The following is a 14894-nucleotide window of genomic DNA, read 5'->3' as shown; positions in this document are numbered from 1 at the left end:
TAACCGCTAAAATTATAGAGGTTTTAGATATCTTAATGATGCCAATCAGGTTTTGATAAGGTTTTGTTGAGTCATAAAGATGGTATAAAAAGGCGATAGCTATCAATAAAGAGCAAAAAGGGTCATTTCAGTGACCTTAGTCTAGTAAAGTTGACATTTATTTAGTGAGAACAGCGAAGATCGGGCATAATTGGCCGGTTTTCAGAATTGTGTATTTTCCGACAAATTTAAGGTGTCCCATGGCTGAGTGGAACGGCGAGTATGTCAGCCCTTACGCTGAACACGGTAAGAAAAGCGAGCAGGTCAAAAAAATTACGGTATCCATTCCGCTGAAGGTGTTAAAAATCCTCACCGATGAACGGACTCGCCGTCAGGTAAACAACCTGCGCCACGCCACCAACAGTGAATTGTTGTGTGAGGCTTTTTTGCATGCATTTACCGGTCAGCCGCTGCCGAACGACGAAGACCTGCGTAAAGAGCGCAGCGATGAAATCCCGGAAGCCGCGAAGATTTTAATGCGTGAGTTGGGTGTTGATCCCGACACTTGGGAATATTGATAAATTCACCATTAACATGATATCCACCACTCCACTTATTCACTTTAATTATGCTTCTAACTAATTAATAAAAGTGGAGTGAATTTTATGTCGTTTCTCGTTGGATCTTTTCCTCTTTTTACCTCCGGGATCAGCCAGTCACATATTAACGGTATGCATCTGGACGGTAGCCCCCCTCACCTGAGCCTTTGGGAAAAAATAAAAGACTTTTTCTGTTTGACTCATAAAGAGGAAGCGCTGCAATGCATTTTTGATCTGCATCACCTTGATGGTAAGACGACCAGGGAAGAGATTGAAAGTATTTGCAAAAAATTGGAAGAGTTCGCCGCACCGGGCTATAAAAGTAACATTTCTCTGATTGATTCCGATGGCAATTATCTCAATATCAAAGATAACAATGGCAGAGATGTATTATCTGTAAAAATAGACGCTGATGGGTATATGCTCAAGTGTGGTTTGGTTGAACATTCTTACCATTACACCCCGCCCGATAAGTACCCAGCACTTCATCAATACACTCTGTTTCCCCCCAAATAACATCATCTTTTGCCAAAAACAAAAAAGGCGCCAAAGGCGCCTTTTTCATCTGACGGGCAATAATTACTTCTTAGCACCCGGCACGCTGAAACGCTTGTTAAAGCGGTCAACACGGCCACCGGTAGCAACATCACGCTGCTTGCCAGTATAGAACGGGTGGCATTCGCCGCACACGTCCAGATTCAGGTCATGACCAACAGTTGAGTTGATCTTGATAACGTTACCGCAAGAACAAGAAGCAGTAACCAGATCGTATTTAGGGTGGATACCTTTTTTCATGGAAAAACCTCTATATTTAGGCCGTGTCGCTATCCAGCCCTGTTCCGCCAGACACCACACGATTGAAAAATAATAATTTTATTGATAACTAACTATCGCTGATAAAGTAAGCAACGGCTGTTAACAGGATTTGATATCGAATTATATCAAAGGCGGCGAATCATACAGAATTTGACCAAACCGCGCAATCGAATCCGTACATTCTGAAGCACCCGGTGTAAACTATTCAATCTTTTTTTATTCAAGCTCGTTTTTATTCAGGATAACAACACATGTTGGTTGTTCAAGTGGCATTACCCGTACCTCTGAGCCGAACCTTTGACTACCGTCTGGACAGTGCCGTGGCCTGCCCGGTGGTCGGTGCGCGCGTCAGTGTGCCATTTGGTAAACGTAAAGCCATCGGGATTGTGGTGGGTATCAGTGATACCAGCGCATTTCCCCTTGAACAACTCAAAGCTGTTGATGCCGTGTTAGATAACCACAGCTTATTCTCCCCCAGCTTGTGGCGCATCCTTTGCTGGGCAACCGAATATTATCATTATCCCATCGGCGAAGTGCTATTCCACGCCTTGCCCATCTTGCTGCGCCAAGGGAAACCGGCGCAATCCGCACCTTTATGGCAATGGTTTGCTACAGAACTTGGCCGCGCCACACCGCCAGAAAGTTTAAAACGCGCCCCCAAACAGCAACAAGCTCTGGCCGCATTATTACAAAAACCGGTTTATCGCCATCAAGTTAATGAAATGGCCTTAACGGAAAGTGCGTTGCAAGCATTACGCAGCAAAGGGTTGATTGACCTGCGCGCGCAAGAAGTGGCAACCACCGACTGGCGCAATGGCTTTGCAGTGTTAGGCGAACGACTACGGCTAAATACCGAGCAGGCCACTGCCGTCGGGGCTATCCGCAGTGAAGATACCCAGTTTGCCGCCTGGTTGCTGGCCGGGGTGACTGGCTCTGGTAAAACCGAAGTGTATCTCAGTGTATTGGAAAATATCCTGGCGCAGGGCCGTCAGGCGCTGGTTCTAGTACCCGAAATTGGCCTGACACCGCAAACTATTGCGCGTTTTCGCGAGCGGTTCAATGCGCCAGTTGAAGTGCTCCATTCCGGCTTAAATGACAGCGAACGCTTAGCTGTTTGGCTGCGAGCGCGTAACGGCGAAGCCGCCATTGTGATTGGTACCCGCTCGGCGCTGTTTACGCCGTTTGCCCGCTTGGGCGTCATCATTATTGATGAGGAGCATGATAGCTCCTATAAGCAGCAAGAAGGCTGGCGCTATCACGCCAGAGACTTAGCCGTGTTTCGTGCCCGTGAAGAAAACATTCCTATCGTGATGGGGACAGCCACGCCGGCATTGGAAACGCTGCATAACGTGCAGATTGGGAAATATCGCCAGCTCACACTGTCGAAGCGGGCGGGGAATGCTAAACCCGCAGTGCAGCACTTGTTAGATCTCAAAGGGCTGCCACTGAAAGTCGGCCTGTCTCAGCCACTGCTAAAACGCATGAAAACGCATTTACAGGCAGACAACCAGGTGATTTTGTTCCTCAATCGCCGTGGTTATGCACCCGCGCTATTGTGTCATGAATGTGGCTGGATTGCTGAATGCCAGCGCTGCGACCACTATTACACTTTCCATCAAAATTACCGCCAGCTGCGCTGTCATCATTGCGACAGTCAGCGACCGGTGCCGCAACAGTGCCCGAAATGCGGCTCGACGCATTTAGTTTCTGTAGGTGTCGGTACTGAACAGTTGGAAAATGAGCTAGCGCCGCTATTCCCCGACACCCCAATAACCCGTATTGACCGCGATACCACCAGCCGTAAAGGTTCACTGGAACAGCACCTTGCGGATGTCCATCAAGGAGGCGCACGCATATTGATTGGTACGCAAATGCTGGCAAAAGGCCATCATTTTCCGGATGTCACACTGGTGGCATTGTTGGATGTTGACGGCGCACTGTTCTCGGCAGATTTCCGCTCAGCAGAACGTTTTGCACAACTTTACACTCAAGTATCAGGCCGTGCCGGGCGTGCGGGCAAGCCGGGCGAGGTAATTTTGCAAACGCACCACCCGGAACATCCACTGCTGCAAATCTTGCTACAACAGGGCTACGATGCCTTTGCCAAACAAGCATTGGCCGAACGAAAAAGTGTCTTTTTACCGCCTTATACCAGTCATATCATCGTGCGCAGTGAAGACCACGATAACCAGCAATCGGCGCTGTTCTTGCAACAATTACGCAATTTATTAGAAGCCAGCCCGCTAAAAGACGATGCACTGTGGATTATGGGGCCGGTGCCAGCATTGCAGGCGAAACGTGGTGGCCGCTTCCGCTGGCAGTTGTTATTGCAGCACCCCTCTCGGCAATTACTGCAACGGCTAATTAAAACGTCTCAGCCGCTCATCAATACTTTACCGCAGGCGCGAAAAGTAAAATGGACGTTGGATGTTGACCCCATCGATAGCTAAATTTCATCCCAATTAATATCACTGCAGGATTACCGAGTCTCATTACTGGTGCCTGCCATCGGCTTTACGGCTACAAACCAAGGCCAAATCAGCGCGCAGAAGATTTATCGCCCACATCACTGACTTGAGTCAATTCGCCTGGACTTATTCGTTTACGGCCTTGCTGCAACATGCGTTATTTTAGGGATAACGAGGTGATTTCTTTGTTGATTTGCAAACCAAAGCAATCGTTTACTCTGCTTTATGCGAGCCAGTGCGAAAAAAGCTACTTATGTCACACTTTTAATGCAAATTAGGTAACAAATTACCCGCACTATCTGTATAGAATGTTGGAAAGTTTATATTTACCCGAAACCAAACTGCCATGAATGGGGATGAGTGCGGTTACCTGAATTGCCGGTTTCCGTGTGATACCCCGTTAATGCTCGAGGCCATTGGCTATGGGTATATCTCAAATATCAATGCAATATCCAAAGAAATTGGCATTGCATCAAGGCAGCAAGGGAAGGAACCCCAATGAGCTGACTCAGTCAGCCATTCCGGTGAGTGAACACCGCTAACAACTCTGCGACCTCAAACACTTACAGTCGGGTTCAGAGCAAGAGCAAGGAGACAGGCGTTGGAACATAAGAAAGATTTCACGATGGCCACCATGAAAGACGTTGCCGAAATGGCGGGTGTTTCTACTGCGACCGTATCGCGGGCATTGATGAACCCAGAGAAGGTTTCAGCAGTAACCCGGCAAAAAGTAGAGCAAGCAGTTCTGGTTGTGGGTTACTCTCCTCATGCTTTATCTCGTAATATTAAACGTAACGAATCGCGCACTATCCTGGTCATTGTACCTGATATCAGTGACCCATTTTTTGCTGATATCATTCAGGGCATTGAACATGCGGCGGCCCAGCAAGGCTATCTGATATTGATTGGCGATTGCGCACAACAAACGCAACAAGAGCGCACTTTCGTCAACTTGATTATTACCAAGCAAATTGATGGCATGCTGTTGTTAGGCTCTAACCTCCCCTTTGATGCCAGCAAAGAAGAACAACGCAATTTACCGCCGATGGTCATGGCCAACGAATTTGCACCCGAGCTGGAATTACCCACGGTGCATATCGATAATCTGACCGCAACCTATGAGGCCGTAAACTATTTGCATGAGTTAGGGCACAAACGTATTGCTTGTGTGGCGGGGCCAGAGAGTTTGCCGCTGAGTCATTATCGTTTACAAGGTTATATTCAGGCACTGCGCCGTAATGGTATGGCCGTAGACAGCGACTATATTAAACGTGGCGATTTTAGCTACGAAGCCGGGGTTGAGGCGGTGATTGCGCTGATGGCATTGCCGGTGCCGCCTACTGCAATATTTTGTCACAATGATGTCATGGCGATAGGCGTGATGTGGCAGGCGAAGAGAATGGGGCTACGCGTCCCGCAGGATATCTCAGTAGTTGGCTTTGACGACCTGAAGCTGTCACAGTATTGTGACCCTCCATTGACTACCGTGGCACAACCTCGGTATCAAATTGGTCAGCAAGCCATGTTACTATTACTTGAGCAGTTACAAGGGCATTCAGTACAAAGTGGTTCCCGCTTGCTAGACACCGAATTAATCATCAGGGAAAGTACTGCTGCGCCTAAATGCTAGGCAAATATTCAGGGGTTCAGTAACATGACGGACTTATTCCATCATCACGACGCAGCGAAACGATAGTGGCACAAAGAGATTATGTAAGCCGAGGGCGCTCAGGGGCGCGGCGTAAAAGCACCAGCCGAAAAAAAAGCAGTGTTCCAGCAGTATCTAAAACCGTGATGGCATTGGCCGTCGCGCTATTAGTGGTATTTGTTGGTGGCCTTTATTTCATCACTCACAACAAACCGGGTGAGCTTCCGCTACTGCCGAGCCACGACCCTCGCACAGGCAATGGATTACCGCCAAAACCAGAAGAGCGTTGGCGCTATATTAAAGAGCTGGAAAACCGGCAGATGGGCGTATCAACCCCAACAGAACCCACGGCCGGTGGTGAAGCGAACTCTAAGACACAGCTGACCAACGAGCAACGCCAACTGCTTGAGCAGATGCAAGCAGATATGCGCCAGCAACCGACTCAATTATCTGAGGTGCCCTACAATCAAGGGATGCCGGTGCCACGTTCTGCGGTGACCATCAAACCGCCCGTGACCAATGAGCAGCAACCATCGTTAACGCCTTCGCGCCAAACGGCGGCTCCGGTGCAACAACCGACGCGAGCACCACAAGCAGAAGTGCAACAGCCGGTAGCTACTCCACCCCGGACGCAACAACCAACAGCTCAGGTTGCACCGGTAGTGACACCGCCGAAACCGGAAAAAGAGAAAGAAAAATCGCAACGGTGGATGGTGCAATGTGGTTCATTCAAGGCAATTGATCAGGCCGAATCCATTCGTGCTCAATTAGCATTTGGGGGTATTGAAAGCCGCATCACCTCTGGTGGTGGCTGGAATCGCGTGGTGCTCGGCCCTTATAGCACCAAGGCCGCTGCAGATAATGCCTTGCAGCGTTTGAAAAGCGCAGGTCAATCAGGATGCATTCCCCTCTCTGTGGGGGGTTGAAAAGTCGTAATCCTCCCCCATTTATAATCTCAATATGCCCCATACTGTTTTTCTGAAAGACAGTATGGGGACTCATTCAGTCTGCAACGAGGGTCCGCTCGTGACAACAATTGTAAGTGTACGCCGTAATGGTCATGTCGTTATCGGTGGTGATGGCCAGGTCACTCTGGGTAATACCGTAATGAAAGGCAATGCTAAAAAAGTACGCCGCCTTTATAACAATAAAGTGATTGCTGGTTTTGCTGGCGGTACGGCTGATGCCTTCACACTGTTTGAACTGTTTGAGCGCAAGCTGGAGATGCACCAAGGTCACCTGACGAAAGCTGCCGTTGAATTAGCGAAAGATTGGCGAACTGACCGTATGCTGCGCAAACTTGAAGCGCTGTTAGCCGTCGCAGATGAAACTGCGTCACTTATCATCACGGGTAACGGCGATGTAGTTCAGCCTGAAGATGACTTGATTGCTATCGGCTCTGGTGGGCCTTATGCCCAATCCGCAGCGCGCGCACTGCTGGAAAATACCGAATTGGGTGCACGAGATATCGTTGAGAAATCTCTGAGCATTGCGGGAGATATTTGTATCTATACCAACCGCTTCCAAACCATTGAAGAATTAACGTACTAAACGTTATTAACATACAGAGCGTAAGGATAGAGTGACATGTCTGAAATGACCCCACGCGAAATCGTCAGCGAACTTGATGGCTATATCATCGGCCAAGATAAAGCCAAACGTGCTGTGGCAATTGCCCTGCGTAACCGCTGGCGTCGGATGCAGCTTAACGAAGAGCTGCGCCACGAAGTTACCCCTAAAAATATTCTGATGATCGGCCCAACCGGTGTGGGTAAAACTGAAATTGCTCGCCGCCTGGCAAAACTGGCCAATGCGCCGTTCATCAAAGTTGAAGCAACCAAATTCACCGAAGTGGGCTATGTTGGTAAAGAAGTGGATTCTATTATTCGCGATCTGACCGATGCTGCCGTGAAAATGGTTCGCCAACAATCAATTGAAAAAATGCGCTATCGGGCAGAAGAATTAGCCGAAGAGCGCATTCTTGATGTGCTGATTCCACCGGCCAAAAATAACTGGGGCCAGGCGGATGAAAACCAAGAGCCTTCCGCTACCCGCCAGGCATTTCGCAAAAAACTGCGCGAAGGCCAACTGGATGATAAAGAAATTGAAATCGATCTGGCTGCCTCACCAGTAGGTGTTGAGATTATGGCACCTCCGGGCATGGAAGAGATGACTAACCAGTTGCAATCCATGTTCCAGAACATTGCTGGCCAGAAACAAAAACCGCGTAAAATCAAAATCAAAGAAGCATTCAAACTGCTGATTGAGGAAGAAGCCGCGAAGCTGGTTAATCCGGAAGAGCTGAAACAGCAGGCAATTGATGCAGTTGAGCAACACGGGATAGTGTTCATTGATGAAATTGATAAAATCTGTAAACGCGGCCAGACTTCAGGCCCGGATGTGTCCCGCGAAGGGGTGCAGCGTGACTTGCTGCCATTGGTAGAAGGTTGCACGGTATCCACCAAGCACGGCATGGTGAAAACTGACCATATCCTGTTTATTGCCTCCGGTGCATTCCAGGTCTCTAGCCCGTCAGACCTGATCCCAGAACTGCAAGGTCGCTTGCCAATCCGTGTCGAACTGCAAGCACTGACCACGGATGATTTTGAGCGCATTCTGACAGAACCAAGTGCCTCATTGACCGAGCAGTACAAAGCGCTGATGGCAACCGAAGGGGTAACTGTTGAGTTTACCCGTGAAGGTATCCGCAAGATTGCAGAAGCGGCATGGCAGGTTAACGAACGCACCGAGAATATCGGCGCACGCCGTTTGCATACCGTACTGGAACGCCTGATGGAGGATATCTCTTATGACGCCAGCGAAAGTAATGGTCAATCCATCACTATTGATGCGGCATATGTAGGTAAACACCTGGATGAGCTGGTAGCAGATGAAGATTTAAGTCGTTTTATCCTATAATTCGCTTTATAAGCCTATGCTGGATAAAATGGTTTGCCAAAATAAGAATGGGAGGCATAGCCTCCCATTCTTATTTTTATCCTATGATCGTTTTTTAACTCGCCGATAATGGGCGAACCAGATTCCTAATACCCAAAGTCATTGGAGTTGCAGGTAGGCAGCAATCCCCTACAGCTTCAAATCCGAAGGGTACATAATAAAATGAAGCGGAAAATGAGCCAATCAACCAACACCAGCCAGACCCGGGCTTGGCTGGAAAGCCTGCGACCACGAACATTGCCACTGGCTTTTGCCTCTATCGTTACCGGTTCAGCTCTTGCTGTCTGGCTCGGTAGCTTTAAACCCGCAGTAGCCTTGCTCGCCTTATTAACCGCAGGCCTACTGCAAATTCTATCTAATCTCGCCAATGATTATGGTGATGCCATAAAGGGCAGTGATACCGAAGAACGTATCGGGCCATTGCGCGGTATGCAAAAAGGGATGATTACCCGCCACCAGATGAAAATCGCGCTGATTATCACTGTCAGCCTGACGATTATTTCCGGGATTGCCCTTATCGCGGTTGCTTGTGAAAAACCCAGCGATATTCTTGGCTTTTTAGTGCTCGGGCTGATGGCAATTGTTGCTGCAATTACCTATACCGTGGGCAGAAAACCCTATGGTTATATGGGCTTGGGTGATATTTCAGTATTGGTATTCTTCGGTTGGTTGAGTGTCGCCGGGACTTACTATCTTCAAGCCGGTCACTTTGACAGTATCGTCATGCTCCCCGCCACGGCGTGTGGTTTGCTGGCCACCGCTGTTTTAAATATTAATAATTTGCGCGATATCGAAAATGACAAAGCCAATGGCAAAAATACCTTGGCAGTGCGTTTAGGCCCCGTCGTCGCACGTTATTACCATGCATTATTAATTGCCGCGGCTATTTTCTGTCTGGCATTGTTTAGTATGCTGCATCTGCATAGTTGGACTGGTTGGATATTTATTCTGGCCGTTCCGTTGCTGGTCAAACATGCCCTGTTTGTGCTGCGTGACCCCACTGCTGCGGGTATGCGCCCCATGCTCGAACATATGGTTAAAGCCGCGCTACTGACCAATATCCTATTTGCCATCGGCCTGGTACTCAGCTAATCCCGCCTCTTTTTTCTCCGGGTGACAGAGAATAACGTCAGCCCGGAGAAACTTAACAATTGATGCTTTTGCCAACAGTAGCCAGAAAGGGATATACTTAATATCCCAGCCGCAACCAGACGTTAATCCTATGAAATATGATACTTCCGATCTCTGTGATATCTATCATGAAGAGGTAAATGTGGTAGAACCACTGTTCTCCAATTTTGGCGGACGTACTTCATTTGGTGGCAAGATAACCACTGTAAAATGTTTCGAAGATAACGGCTTATTGTTTGACCTGCTTGAAGAAAATGGTCTGGGCCGTGTTCTGGTCGTCGATGGCGGTGGTTCAGTGCGCCGTGCCTTAATCAATGCTGAATTAGCTGACCTGGCTCTGAAAAACGAGTGGGAAGGTATTGTGGTTTACGGTGCCGTTCGCCAGGTTGATGAATTGGCCGAACTGGATATTGGTATCCAGGCAATGGCGGCTATCCCGGTCGGTGCCGCAGATGAAGGTATTGGTGAGAGTGATATTCGCGTTAACTTCGGTGGCGTGACCTTCTTCTCCGGTGACCATTTGTATGCAGACAACACCGGTATTATTCTGTCAGAAGAACCTTTGGATATTGAATAATATCCATCATTTTTACTGATGCAGATCTTTTGCAGAGACAAGATAATTGCCAACTATCATTCCCCCAACTCACCGAGTTATCTCAACTCATTGGGGGAATGAGTCTCATCCTTGGAGCTCACCCTATGGTTTCAAGTTCAAAGGGCACACTTCAAACACCAACAATCAGACTTCTTCCATCTTTCCCAACAAGGCCCGCAGACGATCCTGCCAGACATGCTGTTCTTGTTTCAGTTGTTCATTTTCGCGCACTAGCGCTTCACGGCCACCAGCTGCATCCTGAACTTCTTGGGACAGGCTGTTATTTTTCTCTTTCAGCTCTTCAATTTCCATCTGTAACAAAGTGATGGTATCAATCGCCTGCTGAACTTTAACTTCCAATTTCTCAAATACTTCAAATGACATTCTTCGGTCCCCTTATAGTAGCAAGGCGTACATTTTTTGGTCGTAGTCATCATTCTTAGCTTTGATTGCGGCATGAACTAAAGCAACAACTAAGCAGATGAAACTACGGTGAATACTTATCGCGCTATTTGTCTGTCGAACTTAATTTGTCTGTCGAACTTAATTTGTTTGTCGAACTTAATTTGTCTGTCGAACTTAATTTGTTTGTCGAACTTTTTTGTTCGTCGAACTTATATGTTTGTCAAACCAATACAACAAGCGCTAGGTTTTAACACGTCTTTTCATACAGTCGACGCCGCTTGATAAAAACGCTGACCTTGTAAAGCGATTGTATGTAGCCAGCCCCCCCCTGTCTAGCGCCATCCCCGTACAAACCACACTCTGTAGCAATTTCGTGCCCGGAACTATCAGGAAAAACCTAAAAGCCCTTATATTCGATACTGTAGAGTTATACATGCCTTTAACAACTGGGAAAGAAAGCACTGGTCTGATCACACTTTCAAAGTCCCTTAACAGCCGCGAATAACGCGAATTCGCTCATTTTTATGACGAACCACACACATTTCGATTTCGCTATTTCTCGTTTGTGCTCGTTAACGATAAATTTACATCACTCCCTTTGCAGTCCAAAGGGCAAAAATAAGAAATACCCTATAAATCTCTGTCTCTAGGACATCTACTATGAGCCAAACCGCTAGTTCGACCTTGAAGGGCCAATGTATCGCGGAGTTTCTCGGTACTGCTCTACTCATCTTTTTTGGTGTCGGCTGTGTTGCCGCATTAAAGTTAGCTGGGGCCAGTTATGGGCAGTGGGAAATCAGTATCATTTGGGGCTTGGGTGTTGCCATGGCCATCTATTTAACCGCAGCAATTTCTGGCGCTCACCTTAATCCGGCCGTCACCATTGCACTGTGGTTATTTGCCTGCTTCGACCGCCGTAAAGTTCTCCCCTACATTTTGGCACAAATCGCCGGTGCATTTTGTTCCGCAGCATTGGTATATTGCCTTTACTACAACCTGTTTATCGATTTTGAACAAACCCACCAGATAGCTCGCGGTAGTGTAGAAAGCTTGAATCAGGCCGGTATCTTCTCTACTTATCCCAATCCACATATTTCTGTTTACCAAGCTTTCTTGGTTGAAACTGTGATTACCGCTATCTTGATGTGTCTGATTCTGGCACTGACCGACGATGGCAACGGCATCCCACGCGGCCCACTGGCACCACTGCTGATTGGTATTTTGATCGCCGTGATTGGGGGTTCTATGGGGCCACTGACGGGGTTCGCCTTAAACCCGGCGCGTGACTTCGGTCCAAAACTCTTTGCTTATTTCGCAGGTTGGGGAGAAGTCGCCTTCACTGGCGGCCGTGATATTCCTTACTTCTTGGTGCCAATCCTCGGGCCAATCGTCGGTGCACTATTAGGGGCCTTTGGTTATCGCGCCCTGATTGGCCGCCATTTGCCATGCGACGTGTGCGCCTTGGATGATGAAGAAACCACGGTAGCAACCACAGAACGCAAAGCATAAATATTAGATACTGTAATAAACGGCAACTTAAAGTAGGCTAACTATGACAACTGAAAATACTACTCAAAAGAAATACATTGTCGCGCTAGACCAAGGAACGACCAGTTCCAGAGCTGTAGTGCTAGACCACGATGCCAATGTCGTGAGTGTTTCTCAGCGCGAATTCACCCAAATTTACCCGAAAGCCGGTTGGGTTGAGCATGACCCAATGGAAATCTGGGCCACCCAAAGCTCAACGCTGGTCGAAGTGCTGGCCAAAGCCGGTATCAGCTCTGATGAAATCGCCGGTATCGGCATTACCAACCAACGTGAAACCACCATTGTTTGGGATAAAGTGACCGGCAAACCGGTGTATAACGCCATTGTCTGGCAATGCCGCCGAACTGCCGAAATTTGCGAAAAACTGAAAAAAGAAGGGCTGGAAGAGTATATCCGCTATAACACCGGCTTGGTGGTAGACCCTTATTTCTCCGGCACCAAAGTAAAGTGGATCCTCGATAACGTTGAAGGGGCACGTGACCGTGCTGAGCGTGGCGAGTTGCTGTTTGGTACAGTGGATACCTGGCTGGTGTGGAACATGACACAGGGCCGCGTACACGTGACGGATTACACCAACGCATCACGCACCATGATGTTTAATATCCGCACCAAAGAGTGGGATGAACGTATGCTGAAAGCGCTGAATATTCCGCGCGCTATGCTACCTGAAGTTCGCCCATCCTCTGAAGTTTATGGCCAAACCAACATTGGTGGTAAAGGTGGGACTCGTATTCCTATCGCCGGGATTGCCGGTGACCAACAAGCGGCGCTGTTCGGCCAGTTGTGTGTGCAGCCGGGTATGGCGAAAAACACTTACGGTACCGGCTGCTTCTTGCTAATGAACACCGGCACTGAAGTGGTTCAATCCAAAAATGGTCTGTTAACCACCATCGCCTGCGGCCCGCGTGGCGAAGTGAACTATGCACTGGAAGGTGCCGTGTTTATTGGCGGCGCATCCATCCAGTGGCTGCGTGATGAACTGAAACTGATTAGCGACTCCTTCGACTCTGAATATTTCGCTACAAAAGTTAAAGACAGCAATGGCGTTTACGTGGTGCCCGCCTTCACCGGTTTGGGTGCTCCCTATTGGGATCCGTATGCCCGTGGCGCTATTTTTGGCCTAACCCGTGGCGTGAACAGCAACCATATTATTCGCGCAACACTTGAGTCTATTGCTTATCAAACTCGTGATGTCTTGGATGCGATGCAAGCTGATTCCGGCGAACGTCTAAAATCACTGCGTGTTGATGGCGGCGCGGTCGCGAACAACTTCCTGATGCAGTTCCAGGCCGATATTCTGGGTACCCGTGTTGAGCGCCCGGCAGTGCGTGAAAGTACCGCATTGGGTGCTGCATTCCTTGCCGGCCTGGCGACGGGCTTCTGGAATGACCTGGAAGAAGTGAAAAGCAAAGCCACCATTGAGCGCGAATTCCGCCCAGGTATCGAAACCACTGAACGCGACGTCCGCTATAAAGGCTGGAAGAAAGCCGTGGCCCGCGCTCAAGCATGGGAAGAGCACGAAGAGTAACCTTCAGCCTGACCGACCTTGAACCTGTTTTGCACTCACGCGCCGTCACTCCCCTGATGGCGCGTTTTTTATTGGGCTCTCTGTCGCGTGGCGAACGCCCTACGACTTCAAGTACGAAGGGTGATAGAATTCCCGCCCATATTCAGTTCTTCCATTCATTGTGCAATCAACAGGTCTAACCATGAAACGTGAATTAGCCATCGAGTTTTCCCGTGTCACTGAAGCTGCCGCACTGGCAGGTTATAAGTGGCTGGGTCGGGGCGATAAAAATGCTGCCGACGGCGCTGCTGTTCAGGCCATGCGTATTATGCTCAATCAGGTCAATATTGATGGGCAGATTGTTATTGGCGAAGGTGAAATCGATGAAGCGCCAATGCTGTTTATTGGCGAGCGCGTCGGTACCGGTCAAGGTGATGCTGTTGATATCGCGGTCGACCCCATTGAAGGCACCCGCATGACGGCAATGGGTCAGGCCAATGCACTGGCAGTGCTGGCGGTGGGAGATAAAGGCACATTTTTACATGCGCCAGATATGTATATGGAAAAACTGGTGGTTGGCCCAAGTGCTAAAGGGGCAATTGACCTGAACTTGCCGCTGGAGCTCAACCTGCGCAATATTGCCAGCAAGCTGAATAAACCTTTGACCGAACTCACGGTTATCACACTGGCTAAACCGCGCCATGACGATATCATCGCCGACATGCAGCAACTGGGCGTCAAAGTATTTGCCATGCCAGATGGCGATGTTGCCGCCTCTATTTTGACCTGTATGCCAGAGAGTGACGTGGACGTCATGTACTGCATTGGTGGCGCACCTGAAGGCGTGATTTCTGCGGCCGTGATCCGCGCACTGGACGGTGACATGCAAGGCCGTTTATTGCCCCGCCATCAAGTCAAAGGTGATAACGAAGATAATCGTCGCATTGGTGAGCAAGAATTAATTCGTTGTAAATCAATGGGAATAGAAGCAGGCAAAGTGCTATTACTGGGTGATATGGCCCGCAATGACAATGTGATTTTCTCTGCCACCGGGATTACCAAAGGTGACCTGCTAGAGGGTATTTATCGCAAAGGGAACATGGCGACCACCGAGACACTACTAATTCGGGGTAAATCCCGCACGATTCGCCGTATCCGCTCAACCCATTTCCTGGATCGCAAAGACCCGGCATTGCATGAGTTCTTGCTGTAAGCCAACACGTAAAAATGGAATAAA

Annotated in this window: 14 protein-coding genes; 12 read left to right on the top strand and 2 right to left on the bottom strand. The window is 48.7% G+C overall.

Features of this window, described 5'->3' with window-relative positions:
• The first annotated feature begins 239 nt into the window (after positions 1-239).
• Positions 240-557, top strand: a complete 318-nt coding sequence (gene metJ / locus YROHD0001_RS10120; RefSeq protein WP_004392248.1) for a met regulon transcriptional regulator MetJ — start codon at positions 240-242, stop codon at positions 555-557.
• An 87-nt stretch (positions 558-644) separates the two neighbouring features.
• Positions 645-1094 (top strand): hypothetical protein, encoded by a 450-nt coding sequence (locus YROHD0001_RS10125; protein WP_032816714.1) that lies wholly within the window; start codon positions 645-647, stop codon positions 1092-1094.
• Positions 1095-1157: 63 nt separating this feature from the next.
• Here the strand turns inward: YROHD0001_RS10125 and rpmE are convergent, their stop codons facing one another.
• Positions 1158-1373 (bottom strand): 50S ribosomal protein L31, encoded by a 216-nt coding sequence (rpmE, locus tag YROHD0001_RS0117775; protein WP_019080282.1) that lies wholly within the window; start codon positions 1371-1373, stop codon positions 1158-1160.
• A gap of 272 nt (positions 1374-1645) precedes the next feature.
• On the opposite strand from rpmE, the gene priA reads away from it, so the two are divergent.
• The 7 genes from priA to rraA all read left to right on the top strand — a co-directional run bounded on the left by priA (position 1646) and on the right by rraA (position 10176).
• A complete protein-coding gene (gene priA / locus YROHD0001_RS10130) occupies positions 1646-3844 on the top strand; it encodes a primosomal protein N' (protein ID WP_004714426.1) in 2199 nt (732 codons plus the stop codon).
• Positions 3845-4463: 619 nt separating this feature from the next.
• Complete coding sequence (cytR, locus tag YROHD0001_RS10135; protein WP_032816710.1) at positions 4464-5492, top strand: DNA-binding transcriptional regulator CytR; 1029 nt, start codon at positions 4464-4466, stop codon at positions 5490-5492.
• A 65-nt stretch (positions 5493-5557) separates the two neighbouring features.
• Positions 5558-6436 (top strand): cell division protein FtsN, encoded by an 879-nt coding sequence (ftsN, locus tag YROHD0001_RS10140; protein WP_004714423.1) that lies wholly within the window; start codon positions 5558-5560, stop codon positions 6434-6436.
• Between the two features lie 100 nt (positions 6437-6536).
• Entirely contained in the window at positions 6537-7061 is a 525-nt protein-coding gene (gene hslV / locus YROHD0001_RS10145) for an ATP-dependent protease subunit HslV (protein ID WP_004714422.1), read from the top strand.
• A 36-nt stretch (positions 7062-7097) separates the two neighbouring features.
• On the top strand, positions 7098-8429 hold the full coding sequence (gene hslU, locus YROHD0001_RS10150; RefSeq protein ID WP_004714421.1) for an ATP-dependent protease ATPase subunit HslU: 1332 nt from the start codon (positions 7098-7100) through the stop codon (positions 8427-8429).
• A gap of 213 nt (positions 8430-8642) precedes the next feature.
• The gene (locus tag YROHD0001_RS10155; protein ID WP_032816708.1) at positions 8643-9560 is read left to right on the top strand and encodes a 1,4-dihydroxy-2-naphthoate polyprenyltransferase; all 918 of its coding nucleotides are present in this window, start codon (positions 8643-8645) and stop codon (positions 9558-9560) included.
• A 130-nt stretch (positions 9561-9690) separates the two neighbouring features.
• Positions 9691-10176, top strand: coding sequence for a ribonuclease E activity regulator RraA (gene rraA, locus YROHD0001_RS10160; protein ID WP_004714419.1), 486 nt, complete (start codon positions 9691-9693; stop codon positions 10174-10176).
• Between the two features lie 165 nt (positions 10177-10341).
• On the opposite strand, the gene zapB is transcribed toward rraA, so the two are convergent.
• Positions 10342-10581: a septal ring assembly protein ZapB gene (gene zapB / locus YROHD0001_RS10165; RefSeq protein WP_004714418.1), complete on the bottom strand. Its 240-nt coding sequence runs from the start codon at positions 10579-10581 to the stop codon at positions 10342-10344.
• Between the two features lie 681 nt (positions 10582-11262).
• On the opposite strand from zapB, the gene YROHD0001_RS10170 reads away from it, so the two are divergent.
• The 3 genes from YROHD0001_RS10170 (at position 11263) to glpX (ending at position 14870) form a co-directional block, all read left to right on the top strand.
• Positions 11263-12111 (top strand): MIP/aquaporin family protein, encoded by an 849-nt coding sequence (locus YROHD0001_RS10170; RefSeq protein WP_004714417.1) that lies wholly within the window; start codon positions 11263-11265, stop codon positions 12109-12111.
• A gap of 43 nt (positions 12112-12154) precedes the next feature.
• Positions 12155-13678, top strand: coding sequence for a glycerol kinase GlpK (gene glpK, locus YROHD0001_RS10175; RefSeq protein WP_004714416.1), 1524 nt, complete (start codon positions 12155-12157; stop codon positions 13676-13678).
• A 181-nt stretch (positions 13679-13859) separates the two neighbouring features.
• The gene (gene glpX / locus YROHD0001_RS10180; RefSeq protein ID WP_004714415.1) at positions 13860-14870 is read left to right on the top strand and encodes a class II fructose-bisphosphatase; all 1011 of its coding nucleotides are present in this window, start codon (positions 13860-13862) and stop codon (positions 14868-14870) included.
• Positions 14871-14894: the final 24 nt, after the last annotated feature.

This window comes from Yersinia rohdei ATCC 43380 (assembly GCF_000173775.1).
In the GTDB taxonomy this organism is placed as follows: domain Bacteria; phylum Pseudomonadota; class Gammaproteobacteria; order Enterobacterales; family Enterobacteriaceae; genus Yersinia; species Yersinia rohdei.
Note: the sequence above shows the minus strand (reverse complement) of the source record. Positions and strands in the feature narration are given on the sequence as shown.

What these genes read in the sequence shown, in the direction of transcription:
- metJ (WP_004392248.1), top strand. Translation starts at nt 240, where the DNA reads ATGGCTGAGTGGAACGGCGAGTATGTCAGCCCTTACGCTGAACACGGT.
- YROHD0001_RS10125 (WP_032816714.1), top strand. Translation starts at nt 645, where the DNA reads ATGTCGTTTCTCGTTGGATCTTTTCCTCTTTTTACCTCCGGGATCAGC.
- rpmE (WP_019080282.1), bottom strand. Translation starts at nt 1,373, where the DNA reads ATGAAAAAAGGTATCCACCCTAAATACGATCTGGTTACTGCTTCTTGT.
- priA (WP_004714426.1), top strand. Translation starts at nt 1,646, where the DNA reads ATGTTGGTTGTTCAAGTGGCATTACCCGTACCTCTGAGCCGAACCTTT.
- hslU (WP_004714421.1), top strand. Translation starts at nt 7,098, where the DNA reads ATGTCTGAAATGACCCCACGCGAAATCGTCAGCGAACTTGATGGCTAT.
- YROHD0001_RS10155 (WP_032816708.1), top strand. Translation starts at nt 8,643, where the DNA reads ATGAGCCAATCAACCAACACCAGCCAGACCCGGGCTTGGCTGGAAAGC.
- rraA (WP_004714419.1), top strand. Translation starts at nt 9,691, where the DNA reads ATGAAATATGATACTTCCGATCTCTGTGATATCTATCATGAAGAGGTA.
- zapB (WP_004714418.1), bottom strand. Translation starts at nt 10,581, where the DNA reads ATGTCATTTGAAGTATTTGAGAAATTGGAAGTTAAAGTTCAGCAGGCG.
- YROHD0001_RS10170 (WP_004714417.1), top strand. Translation starts at nt 11,263, where the DNA reads ATGAGCCAAACCGCTAGTTCGACCTTGAAGGGCCAATGTATCGCGGAG.
- glpK (WP_004714416.1), top strand. Translation starts at nt 12,155, where the DNA reads ATGACAACTGAAAATACTACTCAAAAGAAATACATTGTCGCGCTAGAC.
- glpX (WP_004714415.1), top strand. Translation starts at nt 13,860, where the DNA reads ATGAAACGTGAATTAGCCATCGAGTTTTCCCGTGTCACTGAAGCTGCC.